Below are 18,507 nucleotides of genomic sequence, written 5' to 3'. Positions count from 1 at the left end.
GATACCTGAGGACATGAGCATGGCAACGCTTCAGCAACCGATTTTCTCGCCCTTCGACGCGGCGAGTAGCGTCGATGAGGTCATGGCAGGGGTGGACCTGACCGGGCAACTGGCTGTCGTCACGGGCGGCTATTCGGGGTTGGGGCTGGTGACTGTGAAAAGCCTGGCCCGGGCCGGTGCGCGGGTCATCGTTCCGGCCAGGGACCTGCAACGGGCGAGTGAAGCGCTGGCGGGCGTGGAGGGCGTCGAACTGCTGCCAATGGATCTGATCGATCCCGATTCGGTTCGGGCCTTCAGCGCGCAGGTTGTCAAACGCGGCCAGCCGCTTTCGCTGCTGATCAATTGTGCCGGGGTCATGGCATCACCTTTGGCGCGTGACGCTGACGGGCATGAAAGCCAGTTCGCGATCAATCACCTTGGGCACTTCCGCCTGACCTGTGGGCTCTGGCCGGCACTGGTCGCCGCCAAGGCTGCGCGAGTGGTTGCGGTGTCGTCGCGCGGCCATCAGATTGCCGGCGTGGACTTCGACGACATCGACTTCATGCGCCGTCCCTACGATAAATGGGTGGCGTATGGTCAATCGAAAAGCGCCAACGTGCTGTTCGCACGGGCCCTTGACCAGCGCGGCCAGCGCCATGGTGTGCGGGCATTTTCGCTGCACCCGGGGCAGATACTGACGAATCTCGGGCGTCACTTGAGCAGTGCCGAGATCGCCGCTTTCGATGTCTTCGATGAGCACGGTCGGCAAAAAATCGCGCCGCAGATGGGACTCAAGACTCTGGAGCAGGGCGCGGCAACGGGGCTGTGGTGTGCGACCAGCGCGGCGCTGGAGGGCAAGGGTGGGGTCTATTGCGAGGACTGCAATATTGCACCGATCAACGACGCCGAATCCGGCCGCAAGGGCGTGGCGCCGTGGGCCGTCGATGGCGATCAGGCCGAGCGTCTCTGGCAACTGTCCGAGCAGTGGACGGGCATGACGCTTTGACGGATCGGGTCGGGCACTTGAGCCCGGCGTTCGGCTGAGCCGCCAGCGACGGTCAGGTTCAGACCGTCGCTGGCCTTGAGCTTTCCTTCCGTGGTGGCGGTTGGAAAACTCAAGAGCGCTCACCGTCAATGGTGGCTCATTACAACCGACTGCTCATCGGCATTCGCCGCCAGGCTATTGCTGACGTTACGCCCCAGCACCAGCACTGTAACCAGACCGCAACCCACCAGACCCGTGGCCAGGCTCATCAGCACCGAACTACCCATCTGGTCGACGATCTGCCCACCGAAGAACGAGCCCAGGGCAATGATCACCTGGAACATGGCGACGAACAGCGGCATGCCGCGTTCGACATCCTTGGGCGCCACGACAAACATCCAGATGCTGGCGCAGGCCGGGAAGGCACCGAAGGCGAAGCCCCACAGTGCGATCAGCATCGCGGCGCCGGTCAAGCCGGTGGCGAACCAGGGGAACAGCGCGGTGCTGACACCGATCATCAGCGCGACCAGCATCAGCGTGTGACGCACGCTGCGGTTGGCGGCGAAACCGGCAAAAATGTTGCCCAATACCCCGGCCACGCCGTAGAGCAGCAGCAATGAGCCAATGGTCGGGCCGTCAAAACCGGCACTGTGTTTGAAGAAGGGTGCGACATAGGTGTACGCGGCAAAGTGCGCCAGGCCGATCAGCAAGACCGCGATCAAGCCGACACGCGCCTGCGGATTGATGAACAGGGCTGGAAGATCACTTACGCGAATGGCCTTGTCCGGGTTCAGTCGCGGCAGCAGGAAAATCTGCGCCAACAGCACCGGTACGCCCAGCAGCGCGGTGACCATGAAGGTCATGCGCCAGCCCATCAGTTCACTCAGCCAGGTGCCCACGGGTACGCCGAGTACGGTGGCGAGGGTCACGCCGACCATGATGATCGAGGTCGCCTGAGCGACGCTCACCCCCCGGGGGGCAAGCCGGCCGCTGAGGCCGATGGCCGTGGCCCAGAAGCCGCCGATGCTGACGCCCAACAGCACGCGCCCTAACAGCAGCAGATTGAAATCGCTGGCCTGGGACACCACCAGGTTGGCGATGATCATGAGCAGCGTCAGGCCAACCAGCAGATAGCGACGGTCGAGGGCACCAATGCCCACCGACAGCAACGGCGCGGCGAGGGCGGCCATGATGCCCGGCAGGGTTACCATCAAGCCGGCGTGACCTGCGCTGATACCGAGGTCACGGGCCACATCATTGAGCACGCCCACCGGCAGAAACTCGCTGGTGACCAGGGCAAAGGCGCCGACGGCAACGGAGAGAATCGCCAGCCACTGTTGCTTGACGTTCTGTTGATCATGTTCGGGGAGGCCATGAGAGGCCTGGCTGACGCTTGGCATAATGCTGGATTCCAAGGAGAGAGTGTCGCCTGTAGCAGGCGGGGGAGCGGGGAGAAAGCAAGGGGCGATTGTAAGAGTCGGTTTTGACGAGCCGACAGGCGGGCCGTTCGATAGTAATTATCAGCAGGAATGATAAAACACGCTGAATAGAGCGGTTGGCGCGGGTTTCTCATGATCGGCGGGGGATGACTGACCACCCGTGCCGAACCTGTGAGCGGAACCCGTTCAGCCTTCGGCACGTTACGCGGACTCTCGTAGGCGCTGGCTTGTCCTGCGAGCGGCGGGGAGCCTGTCGTAAACCTGCGAATGCGATACGCCTGACTTACCGCGTATACCGAACTTACGACTGCTGCGCAGCCGCTCGCAGGGCAAGCCAGCTCCTACATGAAATGGCGGTGCTCGCCCCGTAGCAGTCCGGCTTGCCGGCGGTGGGGGCTTTGAAATCACCACCAGCGAGGGGCAAGCCTTGAGTCGTTGTATTTTCATCACTTAAACATCACTGGCTATTTGACTTAAATGATATTCGATTCTTAAGGTCGCGATAAGCGTGCTCACAACGACAGTAATCATCCATAGAATTAACTTCGGTTTCGTAGCCTACATAGTATCTACAAAAATCAACCGCATACTGGCGCTCTTGCTTTTCCAGATACCCATTCCAGTTATCCTCATGATCACTTGAGAAAATGTTTACAAACGACACTTTAAAGGTTGGGCTCTTTTTCCAAAAAAAGACAATTTGATCATCTTCAACCCAGCGCGTCTCGTAGTAGCCGATATTCAGGAATAGTACGCTTGTGGCTATCGCAGATGTAGCAATGACTATGTGCTTCGCTCTTGCTTTCATAGTGCTCACGACTTCTAACCCTCGTTGCTCTAAAACGATACCAGCGGCAGCGAAATAACTGCCGCTGGTATGTTCCTCACCTAGCGATACGCCTTGCAGCTTTCAAGGTCATCTTGGGTTTCCAACGTGGTGATAATACCCAGCCGATATTTGCAATAATCTATGATTTTTTGGCGTTCCTTCGGGGTGAGCTCGGCAAGTGCTTTATGGTCTTTATAATTGGCAAACAAATTCTCAAACTCAACTTGAAAAGTTGGATATTTTTTTATGAAAAAATTCATGTGCCCTCCTATTTCTCCACTTGACCTGTAAAAGCCAACGACAAGTGTCAACGCTACTATGGCAGTCAGTGCAGCTATTCGCCTAATCATGGCAGTTTAGGCTTTGGTAAGTTTGTCTCGGCGCGAATCGCTTCGACAAGTTCCATGCCAATATTTCCTGGGCAGATTTTTCCTTCACCTTCACCCTCCATTTGAAATGGAAATTCTTTATGGCCGCCAAAGTGCTCTATGTCAAATATATTTCTTAAAGCTGCAGTAAGAGCAGTAGCAGCGTTTTTTTGCAGGTCAGGCACCTGATTCGTAGTGTCAGCCCCTATAGCATCCAGCGCCGTTCGGAATACTGCATATTTGTCATCGCCCTCTTCTGGTGTGGTGTAATTATTTATAAGCAAAACTCCTATGGCGTTTGAGTTGTACAATCTTAGATGCTCTCCTTTATAGCGAATGTCTCGCCCCTCATAGACAGTGCCGGAGCAATCTATAGCGAAGTGATAGCCAACATCATCAAAAATTTCTTGATTGAACTCACCTTGTTGAAGTATTTGAATTTCGGCCATCTGCGTATGCCCAACACTACATGAATAACTTCTCCCCGCATGATGCAGCGCAATCATTGTGTAATCCCAATCGCGGTCTAGCGGCCTCTTCGGCGGCCTTGCCCTCCACTCCGAACGCTCAACAAACTCACACCCCAACTCCCTTACTTTGCGAATAATCGCTTCGCGCGTTGCAGCGCGGTCATTGACGCTGATCGCAACCGGCTTGAGGGTTTGCCCGTGCAGCACTTCTTCAACGCGGGTTGTGGTGGTCACCGTGCGGGTGGTCATGCCCGCCAGTTCGGGCAGTTCGCGGGCCGGGGAGCGGAAGGTGATGTGAATGGAAACAGTGGAATCCGCAGACGCTGCTTCAACATGGGCAATGCCGTTGCTGTCCGTTACGCCTGTGATCTGTTGCCCGTCGACCGTTGCGGTGTACTTGCGGTTCGCCAGCGGCTGGCCGTTTTCGCTGTCGCTGACGATGAAGCGACGAGCGAAGGTTTTGTCCTTTGCTTTTTCCTCGGTATGCGAGCGGGTGTTGAGGGGGGAAGGCGTAGGGGACGGCGCGGGGATATACCCTGTATGGCTAGTGGTGGCCGCGATGTGATGGGTCAAGGTGATGCCGCGATAACGGAGGCCAAGGAGTTCCGTCATCTCCTGGCCATCACGCCCAAAACTCTCCGCCATGTTGGGGATCAGGGCTGACACCACAGCGCCCTTGAGTTCAACCGTGTAGTACTTTTCTCGCCCTGTGCTCGATGCCCGGTAGAAACCGATCACGCAGTCGAGAGTTTCGCCACTGTCCAGCGCCAAGGCCAGCAGAGGGCTGGATTTATCCAGGTACTTGCAGATGTGTACCGGTTCAAAGAGGGCGTGTTTGCCAAAGCCGGACTGTCTCATGCCGTGGTTGTAGGAGAGCACCATGATCTGATCGATATGGTCGGTCTGGCATTGGTTGCCGATGGAGTTCTGGTGAGAGCAGTTTTCGGAAATGAAGCCCTGTCGCGCGCCTCTGATGGTCATGTAGGCCTGATGTGCCATGCCCGGTCGTCCTTGGGAAGAATTGGACGGCCAGTGTATTCAGCGGGGTTGCAGTGGTTCTGTAGGGCGTTTCTGAAAATGCTTCAAATGGGTGAAGAGTTATCTTTGTAAGCACTTTCTGTCAGAGTTTTCTGGTACTCGGGACGCTACACCTGCATCGATCAAGAAGGCGGAAAGTGAGCGGTAAACCATGTTTTACTGACGCACGTCTTTCTAATGTGATGCCACATGACCGATCTCGATATTTGCGCCGCTCAATATTGTTCGGCGGCAGGCGATCTCGCTGCCAACATTGACCGCCATATCCGTTTCATGGAATTCGCCGCGAGTAACGGCGCAGGGTTCCTGTTGTTTCCGGAGCTGTCACTGACAGGCTATGAGCCGTCGCGGGCTCATGACCTTGCTCAAACACCTGATACGGAGGTCTTGCAACCGCTGCGTGAATTAGCGGAGCGGTTGGCAATGACAACCGTCGTCGGGTTGCTACTGCGCCAGTCTGGCAGTGAGGCAATCATGATTGGCGCATGGGTTTTCGGTGCCGACGGGTCGCAGGCTGTCTACACCAAGCAGCACCTTCACCCTGGCGAGGAAGTCGTGTTCAGTGCGGGGTGGGGCGGCGCAATGTTGAACATCGGATCCGAGCGTGTCGCGCTATCGGTCTGCGCTGACTTTACCCACGCAAGCCACGTGCGCACCGCCGCAATTGAAGGTGCCGGCGTGTATGCGACTGGCGTGTTGATCAGCGAGAGCGGTTATGCCCGTGACAGCGATTTGCTACGGCGCCATGCCAAAGAGCATTCGCTGGGAGTGCTGATGGCAAACCACGGTGGGCCTTCTGGCGGCTGGGCTTGTGCGGGCCGCAGTGCGTTCTGGTCGCCAGGCGGGAGCCTTGTTGCGAGTGCAACCGGGACGGGGGACTGCCTGGTCATTGCGCGGCGGCGCCAGGGTGAATGGCAGGGCCTGATTGTGGATTGCCCTGTCACGGAATGAATCCTTTCAAACCCGGATATTGATCCCGGTCAATGCAGACGAGGTGTTGCCGGTGGCCTGAGCGCCGAGGGTTTGTGTAACGCTTGGGCTTTGTCGTGCCATTGGCGATGCGCTGAGCCAGCATCTGGGAGGGTAAAGGGGCTGAGGGTTAGAACGCTCGACCTTCAGGCCGCATCGTGCAGCAACCAGCGCACCATCTTGCCCAGATCCGAGGCCGGGTCGGGCTCGGTGGCGGTCAGCAGGTAAAACCCGGCGTCCGTTTCCAGGCACTCTTCAGAGTCGAGCGCCCGCACCAGCGCTCCCGTCTCCAGCGCGTCGGCCACCAGCACCTCCGGTGCCAGGGCGACACCCAGGCCCCGTTCCGCGGCCTCGATGGCCAAGCTGGTCTGGGAAAACATCTGCGACGTCGAGGTCATGGGCAGCTTACGCAGGGCGAACCAGCGGACCCAATTGTCGTGGGAGTCTGACACCAGCGGCGCGCCGTCAGCCAGGTCATTCAGGGTTTGCCAGCGATGTGCCTTTTTCACCGCCGGTGCGCAGACGGCGATGGCGGTGCCGATGTGCAGCAGATGGGCATGGCAACCGGGGAAGGGCGGCGCTCCCCAGCGGATCGCCATGTTGACGGCATCGGCGCCATGCAGGGGGCGGGCGGCGTTGGACGCATCGATCATGACCGACAGCCCCGGCTCCGCTTCGCTCAGTCGGGCCAGCTTGGGAATCAGCCAGCGACTGGCGAACGCGCCTGTAGTACTCAGGGTCAGGGGGCGACCCACCTTGGGCGAACGCAGCGCGGTGAGTTCGCGGGTGGCGTCATTGACCAGGTCGAGCGCCAGTTGAACCTTGCTCAGAAAACCTTCCGCCTCGGGCAGCACACGGGTGCCGCGCGGCAAGCGCTTGAAGACCTCCATGCCCAGTTTCTGCTCCATCAACCGGACTTGCTGAGCCACCGCGCCGGTGGTGATGTGCAACTCGTCCGCCGCCGCTCGGAAGCTGCCGAGTCGGGCCGTTGCTTCAAACGCCACCAACTGCCCGAGCAGGGAGTGCCCCAGGCGCGCGGGGTTTGATGTGTCCGTCATAGAGTGGTCTCGGTTCATCGCGCACAACGCAAGGTTCATAAAGGGAAGCGAGCGCCTGAGTATGTAGTTTTTCTACAGGCTTGCGCAAAAACTATGAGTGGTAGACCCCGCCGAAGACGCCTAGATTGAGCACCTCACCCTGAGCTTCTCAAGAGGATTCATCGCATGACTGAGCATAAAGTTGCCCTCGTGATTGCCGGCGGCAGTGGCATGGGCGCCGCCGCCGCACGTCGTCTGGCCGCTGACGGTTTCAAGGTCGGTATCCTGTCCTCGTCCGGCAAGGGCGAAGCGCTTGCGCAGGAGCTGGGCGGTATCGGTGTGACGGGCTCGAACCAGTCGACCGAAGACATCGCCCGTCTGGTGAACGCGGCGCACGTGCAATGGGGGCGCATCGACGTGCTGGTCAACAGCGCAGGCCACGGTCCGCGCGCGCCGATCCTCGACATCACTGACGAAGACTGGCATCGCGGCATGGAGGTGTACCTGCTCAACGTCATCCGCGCGACCCGCCTGGTCACGCCCTTCATGCAGAAGCAGAAAGGCGGCGCGATCATCAACATTTCCTCGGCCTGGACCTTTGAGCCCAGCGACATGTTTCCGACATCCGCCGTGTTTCGCGCAGGGCTTGCCTCGTTCACCAAAATCTTCACGCAGACCTATGCCGGCGACAACATCCGCATGAACAACGTGCTGCCGGGCTGGATCGACAGCCTGCCGGGCACGGACGAGCGTCGCGACAGCGTGCCGCTCAAGCGTTATGGCACCAGCGAGGAAGTGGCCGCGACCATCGCGTTTCTCGCCTCGGAAGGCGCCGCCTACATCACCGGCCAGAACCTGCGGGTGGACGGCGGTGTGACGCGTTCGGTGTAGCCGGCGCTTTTTTATCGGTAATGGTTCAGGTTGTTCAGTCGGCGATGACCCTGGCCGAGTACAATGCACCGCTGCTGTACGGTGTGCCTCGGCCAGTAGCAGCATTGGCGTAACCCCATGAAACGACCTGACTCACCCGGATAACAAAGCCATGAACCGCCGCAAGAAGATTAACCAGCTGCTCAAAGCCCACGCCAAAAAGGCCAGTGCCAAGCTGGCGCCACGGAAAAAGTCGACCTACATCAGCAAGGCCGATCGGCTGAAACTCGATGCTGAAGCCAGTCAGGCATCGAGTGCGCCGTCCGAAGGCTAAACCCGCCGTTCTTCGATCAACCGCGTCCACAGCGCTTGAGCCGCCGGATTGCGGTTGTCTCGCCAGCGCACCAGGATGATCTCCAGGTGGTCGGCTTCCATTTCCGGATACAGACGAATCAGTTCGCCGCGCTCGATCTGCAGCGCTACCATGCTGTGCGGCATGCACGCCACACCCTGGCCGCTGGCAACCATCGGCTTGAGGGCTTCGGATACGGTTGCTTCAAACACCTGACGCAATCGGTGGGGCTGCGGATGACGACTTATCTGCAGGCGGGACATCTCGTGCAATTGTGCGCTGCGGGCGTAGGTCAGCAACGGAATGAAGCCTTCGGACGAGGCACAGCGGGCCGCCAGTTCCGGTGTGGCGACCCAGTAGAGTTCGTCGTTGCCCAGCGACAGCACCTCGAAGTCACCCTGGCGCGAATAAGATTCGAGCTTCGCGTCGCGGTAGAACAGCACGAAGTCGCAACGCCCTGACATCAATGCCATGTAGTAGTCGTCGGTGCTGCGGTAGCCGGTGTCGATGCGGGTGAACATCGGTGACTCGGCCGAGTTGAGTCGGCTGATCCATTGCGGAAAAAAGTTGCAGGCCAGGGTGTGCAACGAGGCAAAAGTCAGCGGCCGATCCAGCGCCTTGACGCTCTGCTCACAGTCCCGCGCCAGACGCACCAGTTCGACGACGTTGGGCAGCAACGCCTGGCCGGCGGGGGTCAGCCGCACCGGGTTCTTGCTGCGGTCAATCAGCGTTGCGCCCAAGTGGCTTTCCAATAGCTGGATGCGGCGACTCAGGGCCGATTGGGATGAGCGGCGCATGCTCGCCGCTGCCGTGAATTTGCCGGTATCGACCAGTGCCAGAAAGTCTTCGTACCACTCAATGTCCATACCATTATTCCAAAATTCGATAGCCGAGCCCGGATAGTGCATCAATCGCCGCTATCTCCAGAGTGGTCCACCGTTTATGGTGACGTCAATCTGAGGCTGCCGTTACGGTGGTTCCCTTAAATATAACAAGAGAACTCTGGGGTAAAGCTATGCGGAAATTGAATGGAATGCGGCATCTGTTGAGCGCCTCGCTGTTGGCGTTGGGGGTCATGGCGGCGGGCGCGACACAGGCGGCGATACTGGAGAAGGTCAAGGCACACGGTGCGGTACGTTGTGGCGTGGCATCGGACAAGCCCGGCTTCTCGCTGATCGACGACAAAGGTCAATGGACGGGGATGGACGTCGATCTGTGTCGTGCGGTGGCCGCTGCCGTGCTGGGCGACGCCAGCAAGGTCGAATACATCGCCACCACCGGCAAGAACCGCTTCACCGCTCTGGCGGCCGGCGAGATCGACGTGTTGTCGCGTGCCACGTCGTGGACCGCCGAGCGGGTCGCCAACTTGGGCGTGGACTTCACCACCGTGTGGTTCTACGACGGTCAGGGCTTCATGGTGCGCGCCAAAGACGGCATCGAGAAGCTGACCGATCTGGACGGCGCGACCTTCTGCCTGTCGCCGGGCACCACCTCGGAACAGAACCTCGAAGACTACTTCGGCCAGCGCGGCCTCACCTACAAGACGGTGATCATCGAGAAGAGCCCCGAGCTGTTTGCCGCCTTCCAGAAAGGTCGCTGCGACGTGATCTCCAACGATCAGTCCGGTCTGGCGTCGCGCCTGGCGCTGATGAGCAACCCGCAGGATTACGCCCTGTTGCCGGAGATGATTTCCAAGGAGCCGCTGGGTGCCTATGTGGCGCAGGGCGACACCGTATGGCGCAACATCGTGACCTGGACGGCCTATGCGCTGATGACCGCCGAAGAGCTGGGCGTGACCTCGGCCAACGCCGACGAACTGGCTGCCCGCAAAGGTGGATCGGCGGACGTGGCCCGGCTGCTCGGTAGCGAAGGCAGCGTGGGCAAGTCGTTCGGCCTGGATAACGCCTGGGCGTTGCGGGCGATCAAGTCGGTGGGCAACTACGCCCAGGTCTACGAGCGCAACCTGGGCGAGAACAGCGGCATGCACTTCCCGCGTGGGGTCAACCGCCTGTGGAAAGACCAGGGCCTGCTTTACGCACCGCCTATCCGCTGATGGCTGCCGACTCGTTCATTTGTTGACGGAACACACTCATGTTGACCCCTTACCTGCAAAAGGCTCGGGTGGCGAGTGCGTTGCAGCAGGCTCTGGTGCTGGGCGTTGTCGCGCTCGCCCTTTACCTGCTGGCGCACAATGCCCAACTGAACCTCAAGGCGCTGAACATAGCCTCCGGCTTCGACTTTCTGTCGAAGCGCGCCGGTTATGACATCAGCTTCAAACTGATCGATTACACCCCTGACGACACCTACCAGCGCGCTTATGTGGTGGGCTTGCTCAACACTTTGCTGGTGTCGGTGATGAGCATCGCGCTGGCGACTGCCCTCGGTCTCGCACTGGGCCTGGCCAGGGTTTCCGAGAACTGGCTGGTCAACCGCCTGGGCGGCGCCTGCATCGAGTTTCTGCGCAACGTGCCGCTGGTCGTTCACGTGGTCTGGTGGTACGGCCTGGCGCTGGCGCTGCCGACCGTCAAACAGTCGGTGTCGATCTTCGGCGTGGCATTCCTCAATAACAGCGGATTGATCCTGCCGTGGCCGAAGCACGGCGCACTGGTCGGCTGGGGTTTGCTGGCGATGGTCGGCGGCATGCTGATTGCCTGGCTGTGGCGCCGGGCGCGTGAAAACCGCGCACCGTACAAGGGATTTGCCGCCAGACGCTGGCCGTTCATGCTGGCCGGCGCGGTGCTGGTGCCTGTGCTGGTGTTCCTGTGCAGCGGCGTGCAGTGGCAGTGGGAAGTCCCGGTACAGCGCGGCTTCGGTTTCCGCGGCGGCGTGGTGCTGGTTCCCGAGCTACTCGCGCTGTGGCTGGCGTTGTCGTTCTACAGTGCCAGCTACATTGCCGAAACCGTGCGCAGTGCCATTCAGTCCGTGCATCGTGGCCAGTACGAAGCGGCCCAGGCACTGGGTTTCGAGTACGGCAAGAGCATGCGTCAACTGATCGTGCCGCAAGCCATCTACCCGATGATTCCGCAGATCACCAACACCTACCTGAACATCGTCAAGAACTCCTCCCTTGGCGTGGTGATCGGCTTCATGGAGCTGGTGTCGTCCACCGGTGGCACCACGCTCAATCAGACCGGCCAGGCCATCGAGTGCATCATTCTGGTGATGGGCACTTACTGTGTGATCAGCCTGCTGATCTCGGTGTTGATGAACATCTACAACCACCGTATCGGTCAGAGAGGGCATTGATCATGACCATGATGCATCCATCCCTGACTCACCGATTGCCGCCGCGGCAGAATGCGAAGCAACGGTGGATTCACTGGGCCCGCAGCCAGCTGTTTCCCACCCCGGCGCATGGCGTGCTGACCCTCGTTGTTCTCGGCCTGCTGCTGTGGCTGGTGCCAATGGCGCTGAACTGGCTGGTGTTCAACGCCACGTTCGTCGGCACCTCCGCCGCCGACTGCAACCCGCACGGTGCTTGCTGGCTGCCGATCACGCAACGCTGGAGCCTGTTCGTCTATGGCTTCTATCCCGAGGCCGAGCGCTGGCGTGTGACCCTGGCCATGGTGCTGGCGGTGATGGCGTTCGTGCTGCTGTTCTTCAAAAGCCTGGATCGTCGGTTGCTGATCGGCTATCTGGCGCTGCTGCCGGTCGTCATGTGGTGGCTGCTCAAGGGCGGCGCGGGGCTGCCGGAAATCTCTTCGACCAAATTCGCCGGCATGATGGTCACGGTCTTTCTGGGCACGGTCGGCATGGTGTTCGCCTTGCCGCTGGGCATCCTGCTGGCGTTGGGGCGTCGCTCGAAAAAACCGGTCATCCGCATGCTCAGCGTTTCCTATATCGAGCTGGTGCGCTCGGTGCCGGTGATCTCGCTGCTGTTCATGGCCTCGCTGATGATCCAGCTGTTCCTGCCGCCAGGCTCGGCGTTCGACATCCTCTTGCGCGTGCAACTGGTGCTGATCCTGTTCACCGCCGCCTACATGGCCGAGACCCTGCGCGGCGGCCTGCAGAACCTGCCCAAGGGGCAGTACGAAGCGGCGCAGGCGCTGGGTTTCAGCTACTGGAAAACCATGGGGCAGATCGTCCTGCCGCAAGTGCTCAAGCAATCCATCGCACCGTTGCTGACGCAGTTCATCGGCCTGTTCAAGGAAACCACGCTGGTGATGATCGTCGGCGTACTGGACATCGTCGGCATTGCCATGAGCACCGTGGCGGCCCCCGAGTGGGTGGCGTTCGGTCATGAGGTCTATCTGTTTCTGGCGATCTACTTCTTCGTCATCTGTTTCGCGCTGTCGCGATATGCGCGTCATCTTGAACAAAAACTGGAGCAAAAACGCTCATGATCAATGCACACGAGGCCGGTGGCGCCTCCATCGTGACGATTGACCGACTCAACAAGTGGTTCGGCAATACCCACGTCTTGCGCGACATATCGCTGGCGGTCAAACCGGGAGAAAAAGTGGTGATCTGTGGCCCGTCGGGCTCCGGCAAATCCACCCTGATTCGTTGCATCAACCAGCTTGAACAGCATCAGGAAGGCACGCTGACGGTGCTGGGCGAAGTGCTGGATGGCAGCGTCAGGAAACTGGAGCGCGTCCGTCGTCAGGTCGGCATGTGCTTCCAGCACTTCAATCTGTTTCCGCATCTGACCGTCTTGAAGAACTGCACGCTGCCACAGACCTCCAATCTCGGCGTGCCGGAAAAAGAAGCCATCGAGCGTGCTCTTGGGCTGCTGGCAAAGGTCAAGATGAGTGACCACGTCAACAAGTTTCCCTCGCAGCTGTCCGGCGGCCAGCAGCAACGTATAGCGATTGCCCGGGCGCTGTGCATGCAGCCCAAGGTGATGCTGTTCGACGAACCGACGTCGGCGCTGGACCCGGAGATGATCTCCGAAGTGCTGGACGTGATGACCGGCCTGGCCCAAGAGGGCATGACCATGATCTGCGTCACCCACGAAATGGGCTTTGCCCGCCGCGTGGCCGACCGGGTGATCTTCATGGATCGCGGCGAAATCGTCGAACAGGCACCTCCCGAGCAGTTTTTTTCCGCCCCTCAATCCGACCGTACACGCCTGTTTCTCGGGCAGATTCTTGACCATGGAGTACACCCGCAATGACCCGTCCTATCGCTATGGCCTTGCACGGCGGTGCAGGTGTGTTGACCCCGGGCATGATCAGCGCACAAGACGAAGACGCCATCCATCAGGCGCTGTTGCGCGCCTTGAAGGCCGGCCTGGCCGTGCTTGAAGCCGACGGCGCAAGCCTGGATGCGGTGCAGGCCAGCGTCGTCGAACTGGAAGAGTGCCCGTGGTTCAACGCCGGCAAAGGCGCTGTATTCACCCATTCTGGCGATCATGAACTGGATGCGGCGATCATGAGCGGGATTGACCTCGACGCCGGCGCGATTGCCGGGGTGCGCCATGTGCGCAACCCGATTCGTGGTGCCCGTGCGGTCATGGAAAAGAGCGAGCATGTGTTGCTGGCCGGTGTCGGCGCGGATGCGTTCCTTGCCGAGCAGGATCTGGAACTGGTAGCCAACGACTGGTTCAGCACACCGCTGCGCCGTCGGCAGTTGGAGGCGCAGCAACAACAACCCGACGTGGTGTCGCTGGAACCGGGCGGAATCGAGAAAAAGTTCGGCACCGTCGGCGCCGTCGCGCTGGACCGACACGGCCATGTGGCGGCAGCGACCTCCACCGGCGGGATCACCAACAAGCGTTACGGACGGGTAGGCGACTCGCCGCTGATCGGCGCCGGCACCTGGGCCGACGACCGCAGCGCAGCGATTTCCGCCACCGGCCACGGTGAATACTTCATCCGCACCGTCGTGGCCCACAACATCGCATCGCGCGTGCGCCTGACCCAGTGCGACCTGAACACGGCCTGCACCCAGGTGGTTCAGGGTGAGCTGAAAGACATCGGCGGCAACGGTGGTGTCGTCGCGGTTGCCCCGACCGGCGAGACCGTCCTGAGCTTCAACACACCGGGCATGTACCGCGCCTGGCGGGACGAGAACGGCGGCCTGCACACGGCCATCTATGCCGCGGATGATCGCTTGCACGGTTGAGGTTGATGCCAGCCGGAGGAGGGCAAGCGTGCGCCGTTCAGCTACAGCAGCGCCGTCCACCAGCAGCCATCTGATAGAAACCCGCTCAGGCGGGTTTTTATTGCAGCGCATTTTCGCTCACTGACCACGCGACCGCTTCACCATCTGCCGTCCTTGGCTCGGTTGAATGGCCAGGGGCGGTCAGACGCCCGCCAGCCCAGCCGTTACGCGCTGGCGGGCAGTTCCTCGACAAAGGGATAGTCGATGTAACCCTCGGCGTCGCCACCGTAGAAGGTGTCCCGATCGTAGGCGTTCAACGACGCTCCTTCACGCAGTCGTCTTGGCAGATCGGGGTTGGCGATGAAGGCGCGACCGAAGGCGACCAGGTCCGCATCCCCGCGTGACAGCACGCTCTGTGCGCTTTCCAGATGAAAGCCTCCGGCAGCGATGATCGGGCCCTTGAACTCTGTGCGCAGGTACTGGACCGCGACCGGTTCCGCGTTCTCGTCCACGGTCTCCGTGCCTTTGATACGTGGCTCCACAACGTGCAGGTAAGCCAGCCCCAGTTTATCGAGCTGCCGGGCCACGTAGCCGAAGGTCGCCTTCGGGTTGCCGTCATGCATCGAGCCGTAGCTGCTCGATGGGCTCAGCCTGACGCCCACCCGCCCATGACCCCACACCGAGATGGCCGCCGCAGTGATTTCAAGCAGGAAGCGCGCGCGGTTTTCAATCGGGCCACCGTAAGCGTCGGTGCGTTTGTTGGTGCCATCCTGCAGGAACTGATCTGGCAGATAACCGTTGGCCCCGTGGATTTCGACGCCGTCGAATCCCGCCTCTTTGGCGAGCTGCGCGCCGTGGCGGAACGACTCGATGATTGCCGGTATTTCGTCGAGATGAAGCGCTCGTGGCCGGCTGAACGGCACCGGGCCGGTCGGCGCGTAGGCTTCGCCCTCTGCCTGGATCGCCGAGGGCGCCACCGGGTCGACACCGCCTGGCTGAAGCAGTGGGTGTGACTGGCGGCCGACGTGCCACAGCTGGAGAAAGACTACGCCGCCCTTGTCGTGTACGGCCTTGACCACTTTGCGCCAGCCGTCCACCTGGGCCTGGGTGAAAATGCCCGGCGCGCCGGCGTATCCGAACCCATAAGGTGAAACCGGAGTCGCCTCGGCGATGATCAGTCCGCCGCGGGTTGTGCGCTGTGCGTAGTACTCGGCCATCAGCGCATTCGGCACGTTGCCCTCGCTGGAGCGCATTCTCGTCAACGGCGCCATGACAACGCGGTGTTCGAGGGTAAAAGGGCCAATCGCAGTGGCCGTGAACAGTGGTTGATCGTTCATGGTTGGCACTCCTTCATTTATCAGGCTTGGGGAACAAGGGCGTTGGTGCGTTGAATGGCGCGCAACACGGCAGGCCGTTGGCCCACGGTGTCGTACCAGCGCGCGACGTTGGGGCTTGCGGAAAAATCGACACCGGCAAACTCCCTGCGCCACAACCAGCCAAAGTGCGCAATGTCGGCGATGGAAAACTCGTCGCCCGCCACGAAAGCGTTGTTCGCCAGCACACCATCCAGCACCGCCAATGTGCGCCGGGCTTCACCGTGGAAGCGGGCAACGGCTGCCGGATTCGGCTCGCTGGCCAGCTTCTGGAAATAACCGGACTGACCGAACGCCGGGCTCAATCCGCTGGCGTGGAAAAACAGCTGCTCGAAGACCCTGGCGCGTTTGGCGCCATCGGACGGCAACAGCCTGCCGTGCTGCTCGGCGAGGTAAACCATGATGGCGGCGGACTCGGTGAGCACCAGCCCCTCGCCATTTCTCGCTTCGGTGTCGACCAGCACGGGCACCTTGGCGTTGGCATTCAAAGCGACGAACGCCTCGTGTTTCTGCTCGCCCTGGCGAATGTTGACCGGGACCAACTGATAATCGAGCCCCAGCTCTTCCAGAACGACAGGCACCTTGATGCTGTTGGGAGTGGCAAACGCATGAACGATCAACATGATGGATTTCTCATTGGCGAGAGGATCGGGTCGCTGCCGTTTCAACGACTCAACGGAGATGAAAAGCGGCAGCCCGTCGGTAAGTCATTCCGGCTTGGTCCACTCGTTGCCCTTCATGAAGGGATCCAGCTGTGTGTGCACCAGATGGTTGGTGTAATTGCTCATCACCTTGGTCGCGACACCCAACACCACTTCAAGCACGTTGCGGCGGGTGAAGCCGGCGGCCAGAAACGCTTCGATCCCGGCATCGCTGACAAAGCCGCGATCACGCACCACAGCGGTGGCGAACACATGCAGGGCTTCCAGCCGGGCGTCAGGAATGGCGCTGCCGGCCCGCAGCGCGGCGATGACCTCGGGGGACATGCCGATCATCTTGCCGAGGGTGGAATGACCAGCCATGCAGTAGTGGCAGTCGTTCTCGAAATTGGAGGTCAGGTACACGACCTGCTGTTCATGGGGCGTCAACGTGCTCTTGCCGAACAGATCCCACAGCTGGCTGTAGCCGGCCAGCAACTCAGGCGATTCCGCCATGTGGCCCTGAAGATTCGGTAAAAAGCCGAACGCGTTTTTCACGTCTTCCAGAATGGGTTTGGAGGCAGCAGGGGCAGTGTCGAGGGTGTAGCGGGTGAATGTGGTCATCGCAGTATTCCTTCAGAGAGTCAGCAAGAGTGCTGGAGCCATAGTGCTGCTCTCGATCGGAGTGCGGAACGCAGGGGGCGGGCATATCAGCCATGCCTGTGAGGAATGGAGGGGGGCGCCTTCCGAGGCGGATGTCGCGTTCGATCCATGGCGGACGGTGAATGGACGGCGGTTGCTTCGGTGCTTTTCCATGAGCATCATCAGGATTCGACAAGGAGGCGTCCCTCATGCCCACAGCAGTCCTTCATCTCATGTCAGGCAAGATTGCATCCGGCAAATCAACGCTTGCCAGAAGCCTGGCCGCCGAACGCTCGGCGATTCTGCTCAGCGAGGATCAATGGCTCTCACGGCTTTATTCTGATCAGATCAAGTCGGTAACCGATTACGTGCGCCTTGCACGCCAGATTCGCGAGGTGGTCGGTCCACTCGTCATTGATCTACTGAACGCCGGCGTGACGGTGGTCCTGGATTTCCCTGCCAACACTCCCCAAGATCGACAATGGCTGCGCGGCCTGGCCGACGCAGCCGGGGTTTCTCACCGTGTTCACTATGTCGAGGTGGACGATGACACCTGCCGAGCCCGGTTGCACCTTCGCAACCGCCGCGCGGAACATGAGTTTGCAGCGACCGACGCGGAGTTCGATCTGATCACCCGCTATTTTCGGGCCCCGGATGAAGATGAAGGGCTTCAGATTGAAATTCACCGGCTTTGACGGGCGATAACTTCAAGAGAGTGAGTTATTTGGAGGGGCCGTTGTTAGATCTCGGGATACGACCAAGCTGTTTTGCTCTTGCGACGGTGAGTGTGTTGCGATGCTACGGCTCGAGGTAGAGAGTACACACTTGATGCATGCCCTGGACGACATTGTGGATAGCCACGCTAATGCCGTGGACGCCCGCCAAGTCGCCGTTAACTCTCGAAGCAAGCAAAGCCTTGGTTTGAGTAACCTTTCCAGATAGCCACCATCGGAGATTACGCCACGTGTTACCAGGCGCGAGTGACCCGGCAATCACCTGAGCTGCAGTCCAGGTGTTCTCATCGGCACGGAAATCCTAGTTAAGCAATCTACCAATAACCTCCTGAAGGAGTGGACCTACAGCGACATCGCTGTTCGCGTTTGGAGTCCCTGTCTGCTAGAGGCTGCAAAAAGTCGGAGCGGTATGGATTTCTGGAGCCGCTGCGTTGAGCTTTCGCCATAAATCGTCTTGCTGACGTACTCGACCGCTTGCCTTTTCCTATAGGTAGAAGTGCTTATCAATGAGAAACCAATATCTCGTTCACGATGAGTTGGTATGGCCATCTGGTGAGCTGTCGGCTGCCGTTGTGCATATGCGTTCTCCAGGCGCTCTCTGGAAAGCTTCAAGCCGCTCTGTGCACGTTACAGCTGGGCAGAGCGCTCACAAAAAAACCAGGTCTTTTTTTAAGGGTTTTTTGTCCTAGCGAATCCCCATGTCGATTATTACTCTCAACAGGCAAGTTTTGTCTTGTGA

19 protein-coding genes are annotated in these 18,507 nt (G+C 60.0%); 10 read left to right on the top strand and 9 right to left on the bottom strand.

Annotated features, from left to right (window positions below):
• Nucleotides 1–19: 19 nt before the first annotated feature.
• Nucleotides 20–985 (top strand): oxidoreductase, encoded by a 966-nt coding sequence (locus ACIPL0_RS08760; protein WP_400599077.1) that lies wholly within the window; start codon nucleotides 20–22, stop codon nucleotides 983–985.
• A gap of 125 nt (nucleotides 986–1,110) precedes the next feature.
• Here ACIPL0_RS08760 and ACIPL0_RS08755 read toward each other — a convergent pair whose 3' ends face one another.
• The 4 genes from ACIPL0_RS08755 to tssD form a co-directional block, all read right to left on the bottom strand.
• Nucleotides 1,111–2,364: an MFS transporter gene (locus ACIPL0_RS08755; RefSeq protein ID WP_400599076.1), complete on the bottom strand. Its 1,254-nt coding sequence runs from the start codon at nucleotides 2,362–2,364 to the stop codon at nucleotides 1,111–1,113.
• A 496-nt stretch (nucleotides 2,365–2,860) separates the two neighbouring features.
• Nucleotides 2,861–3,220 carry a hypothetical protein gene (locus ACIPL0_RS08750; RefSeq protein ID WP_400599074.1) on the bottom strand — a complete coding sequence of 120 codons (360 nt, stop codon included), beginning with the start codon at nucleotides 3,218–3,220 and terminating at the stop codon, nucleotides 2,861–2,863.
• A 71-nt stretch (nucleotides 3,221–3,291) separates the two neighbouring features.
• A complete protein-coding gene (locus ACIPL0_RS08745; protein ID WP_400599072.1) occupies nucleotides 3,292–3,492 on the bottom strand; it encodes a hypothetical protein in 201 nt (66 codons plus the stop codon).
• Nucleotides 3,493–3,578: 86 nt separating this feature from the next.
• Nucleotides 3,579–5,069 carry a type VI secretion system tube protein TssD gene (tssD, locus tag ACIPL0_RS08740; protein ID WP_400599069.1) on the bottom strand — a complete coding sequence of 497 codons (1,491 nt, stop codon included), beginning with the start codon at nucleotides 5,067–5,069 and terminating at the stop codon, nucleotides 3,579–3,581.
• Between the two features lie 228 nt (nucleotides 5,070–5,297).
• Between tssD and ACIPL0_RS08735 the strand changes: the two genes are divergently transcribed.
• Nucleotides 5,298–6,059, top strand: a complete 762-nt coding sequence (locus ACIPL0_RS08735) for a carbon-nitrogen hydrolase family protein (protein WP_400599067.1) — start codon at nucleotides 5,298–5,300, stop codon at nucleotides 6,057–6,059.
• A 164-nt stretch (nucleotides 6,060–6,223) separates the two neighbouring features.
• Here the strand turns inward: ACIPL0_RS08735 and ACIPL0_RS08730 are convergent, their stop codons facing one another.
• The gene (locus tag ACIPL0_RS08730; protein WP_400599065.1) at nucleotides 6,224–7,135 is read right to left on the bottom strand and encodes a LysR substrate-binding domain-containing protein; all 912 of its coding nucleotides are present in this window, start codon (nucleotides 7,133–7,135) and stop codon (nucleotides 6,224–6,226) included.
• A 165-nt stretch (nucleotides 7,136–7,300) separates the two neighbouring features.
• Between ACIPL0_RS08730 and ACIPL0_RS08725 the strand changes: the two genes are divergently transcribed.
• Both ACIPL0_RS08725 and ACIPL0_RS08720 read left to right on the top strand, forming a co-directional pair.
• Entirely contained in the window at nucleotides 7,301–8,005 is a 705-nt protein-coding gene (locus ACIPL0_RS08725) for an SDR family oxidoreductase (RefSeq protein WP_400599064.1), read from the top strand.
• Nucleotides 8,006–8,156: 151 nt separating this feature from the next.
• Complete coding sequence (locus tag ACIPL0_RS08720; RefSeq protein ID WP_400599062.1) at nucleotides 8,157–8,318, top strand: DUF2986 domain-containing protein; 162 nt, start codon at nucleotides 8,157–8,159, stop codon at nucleotides 8,316–8,318.
• Here the strand turns inward: ACIPL0_RS08720 and ACIPL0_RS08715 are convergent.
• Nucleotides 8,315–9,202 carry a LysR family transcriptional regulator gene (locus ACIPL0_RS08715; protein WP_400599060.1) on the bottom strand — a complete coding sequence of 296 codons (888 nt, stop codon included), beginning with the start codon at nucleotides 9,200–9,202 and terminating at the stop codon, nucleotides 8,315–8,317. The two genes, ACIPL0_RS08720 and ACIPL0_RS08715, sit on opposite strands and share 4 nt — an antisense overlap.
• A 149-nt stretch (nucleotides 9,203–9,351) precedes the next feature.
• On the opposite strand from ACIPL0_RS08715, the gene ACIPL0_RS08710 reads away from it, so the two are divergent.
• Genes ACIPL0_RS08710 through ACIPL0_RS08690 form a run of 5 tightly spaced genes read left to right on the top strand, consistent with a single transcriptional unit; the run spans nucleotide 9,352 to nucleotide 14,402 of the window.
• Complete coding sequence (locus tag ACIPL0_RS08710; RefSeq protein WP_400599058.1) at nucleotides 9,352–10,389, top strand: amino acid ABC transporter substrate-binding protein; 1,038 nt, start codon at nucleotides 9,352–9,354, stop codon at nucleotides 10,387–10,389.
• Nucleotides 10,390–10,427: 38 nt separating this feature from the next.
• Nucleotides 10,428–11,582, top strand: a complete 1,155-nt coding sequence (locus tag ACIPL0_RS08705; protein WP_400599056.1) for an amino acid ABC transporter permease — start codon at nucleotides 10,428–10,430, stop codon at nucleotides 11,580–11,582.
• 8 nt (nucleotides 11,583–11,590) lie between these two features.
• Nucleotides 11,591–12,679, top strand: a complete 1,089-nt coding sequence (locus ACIPL0_RS08700; RefSeq protein ID WP_400599055.1) for an amino acid ABC transporter permease — start codon at nucleotides 11,591–11,593, stop codon at nucleotides 12,677–12,679.
• Nucleotides 12,676–13,452 carry an amino acid ABC transporter ATP-binding protein gene (locus ACIPL0_RS08695; RefSeq protein WP_400599053.1) on the top strand — a complete coding sequence of 259 codons (777 nt, stop codon included), beginning with the start codon at nucleotides 12,676–12,678 and terminating at the stop codon, nucleotides 13,450–13,452. Before ACIPL0_RS08700 ends, ACIPL0_RS08695 begins: the two co-directional genes overlap by 4 nt.
• Nucleotides 13,449–14,402, top strand: coding sequence for an isoaspartyl peptidase/L-asparaginase family protein (locus tag ACIPL0_RS08690; RefSeq protein ID WP_400599051.1), 954 nt, complete (start codon nucleotides 13,449–13,451; stop codon nucleotides 14,400–14,402). The genes ACIPL0_RS08695 and ACIPL0_RS08690 overlap by 4 nt, the downstream gene beginning before the upstream one ends.
• 203 nt (nucleotides 14,403–14,605) lie before the next feature.
• Here ACIPL0_RS08690 and ACIPL0_RS08685 read toward each other — a convergent pair whose 3' ends face one another.
• From ACIPL0_RS08685 to ACIPL0_RS08675, 3 genes are all read right to left on the bottom strand, one after another.
• Complete coding sequence (locus ACIPL0_RS08685; RefSeq protein WP_400599049.1) at nucleotides 14,606–15,718, bottom strand: alkene reductase; 1,113 nt, start codon at nucleotides 15,716–15,718, stop codon at nucleotides 14,606–14,608.
• 20 nt (nucleotides 15,719–15,738) lie between these two features.
• Nucleotides 15,739–16,377 (bottom strand): glutathione S-transferase family protein, encoded by a 639-nt coding sequence (locus tag ACIPL0_RS08680; RefSeq protein WP_400599047.1) that lies wholly within the window; start codon nucleotides 16,375–16,377, stop codon nucleotides 15,739–15,741.
• 84 nt (nucleotides 16,378–16,461) lie between these two features.
• Entirely contained in the window at nucleotides 16,462–17,016 is a 555-nt protein-coding gene (locus ACIPL0_RS08675) for a carboxymuconolactone decarboxylase family protein (protein WP_400599045.1), read from the bottom strand.
• A 227-nt stretch (nucleotides 17,017–17,243) separates the two neighbouring features.
• On the opposite strand from ACIPL0_RS08675, the gene ACIPL0_RS08670 reads away from it, so the two are divergent.
• The gene (locus ACIPL0_RS08670; protein WP_400599044.1) at nucleotides 17,244–17,729 is read left to right on the top strand and encodes an AAA family ATPase; all 486 of its coding nucleotides are present in this window, start codon (nucleotides 17,244–17,246) and stop codon (nucleotides 17,727–17,729) included.
• Nucleotides 17,730–18,507 lie beyond the last annotated feature (778 nt).

Origin of the sequence: Pseudomonas sp. NPDC090208, assembly GCF_044746785.1 — a bacterium.
In the GTDB taxonomy this organism is placed as follows: domain Bacteria; phylum Pseudomonadota; class Gammaproteobacteria; order Pseudomonadales; family Pseudomonadaceae; genus Aquipseudomonas.
The sequence above is the reverse complement of the archived record's forward strand: the minus strand, read 5'-3'. Positions and strand labels throughout refer to the sequence as shown.

Coding starts and splice junctions, on each gene's coding strand:
- ACIPL0_RS08760 (WP_400599077.1), top strand. CDS start 20: ATGGCAACGCTTCAGCAACCGATTTTCTCGCCCTTCGACGCGGCGAGT.
- ACIPL0_RS08755 (WP_400599076.1), bottom strand. CDS start 2,364: ATGCCAAGCGTCAGCCAGGCCTCTCATGGCCTCCCCGAACATGATCAA.
- ACIPL0_RS08745 (WP_400599072.1), bottom strand. CDS start 3,492: ATGAATTTTTTCATAAAAAAATATCCAACTTTTCAAGTTGAGTTTGAG.
- tssD (WP_400599069.1), bottom strand. CDS start 5,069: ATGGCACATCAGGCCTACATGACCATCAGAGGCGCGCGACAGGGCTTC.
- ACIPL0_RS08735 (WP_400599067.1), top strand. CDS start 5,298: ATGACCGATCTCGATATTTGCGCCGCTCAATATTGTTCGGCGGCAGGC.
- ACIPL0_RS08730 (WP_400599065.1), bottom strand. CDS start 7,135: ATGACGGACACATCAAACCCCGCGCGCCTGGGGCACTCCCTGCTCGGG.
- ACIPL0_RS08725 (WP_400599064.1), top strand. CDS start 7,301: ATGACTGAGCATAAAGTTGCCCTCGTGATTGCCGGCGGCAGTGGCATG.
- ACIPL0_RS08720 (WP_400599062.1), top strand. CDS start 8,157: ATGAACCGCCGCAAGAAGATTAACCAGCTGCTCAAAGCCCACGCCAAA.
- ACIPL0_RS08715 (WP_400599060.1), bottom strand. CDS start 9,202: ATGGACATTGAGTGGTACGAAGACTTTCTGGCACTGGTCGATACCGGC.
- ACIPL0_RS08710 (WP_400599058.1), top strand. CDS start 9,352: ATGCGGAAATTGAATGGAATGCGGCATCTGTTGAGCGCCTCGCTGTTG.
- ACIPL0_RS08705 (WP_400599056.1), top strand. CDS start 10,428: ATGTTGACCCCTTACCTGCAAAAGGCTCGGGTGGCGAGTGCGTTGCAG.
- ACIPL0_RS08700 (WP_400599055.1), top strand. CDS start 11,591: ATGATGCATCCATCCCTGACTCACCGATTGCCGCCGCGGCAGAATGCG.
- ACIPL0_RS08695 (WP_400599053.1), top strand. CDS start 12,676: ATGATCAATGCACACGAGGCCGGTGGCGCCTCCATCGTGACGATTGAC.
- ACIPL0_RS08690 (WP_400599051.1), top strand. CDS start 13,449: ATGACCCGTCCTATCGCTATGGCCTTGCACGGCGGTGCAGGTGTGTTG.
- ACIPL0_RS08685 (WP_400599049.1), bottom strand. CDS start 15,718: ATGAACGATCAACCACTGTTCACGGCCACTGCGATTGGCCCTTTTACC.
- ACIPL0_RS08680 (WP_400599047.1), bottom strand. CDS start 16,377: ATGTTGATCGTTCATGCGTTTGCCACTCCCAACAGCATCAAGGTGCCT.
- ACIPL0_RS08675 (WP_400599045.1), bottom strand. CDS start 17,016: ATGACCACATTCACCCGCTACACCCTCGACACTGCCCCTGCTGCCTCC.
- ACIPL0_RS08670 (WP_400599044.1), top strand. CDS start 17,244: ATGCCCACAGCAGTCCTTCATCTCATGTCAGGCAAGATTGCATCCGGC.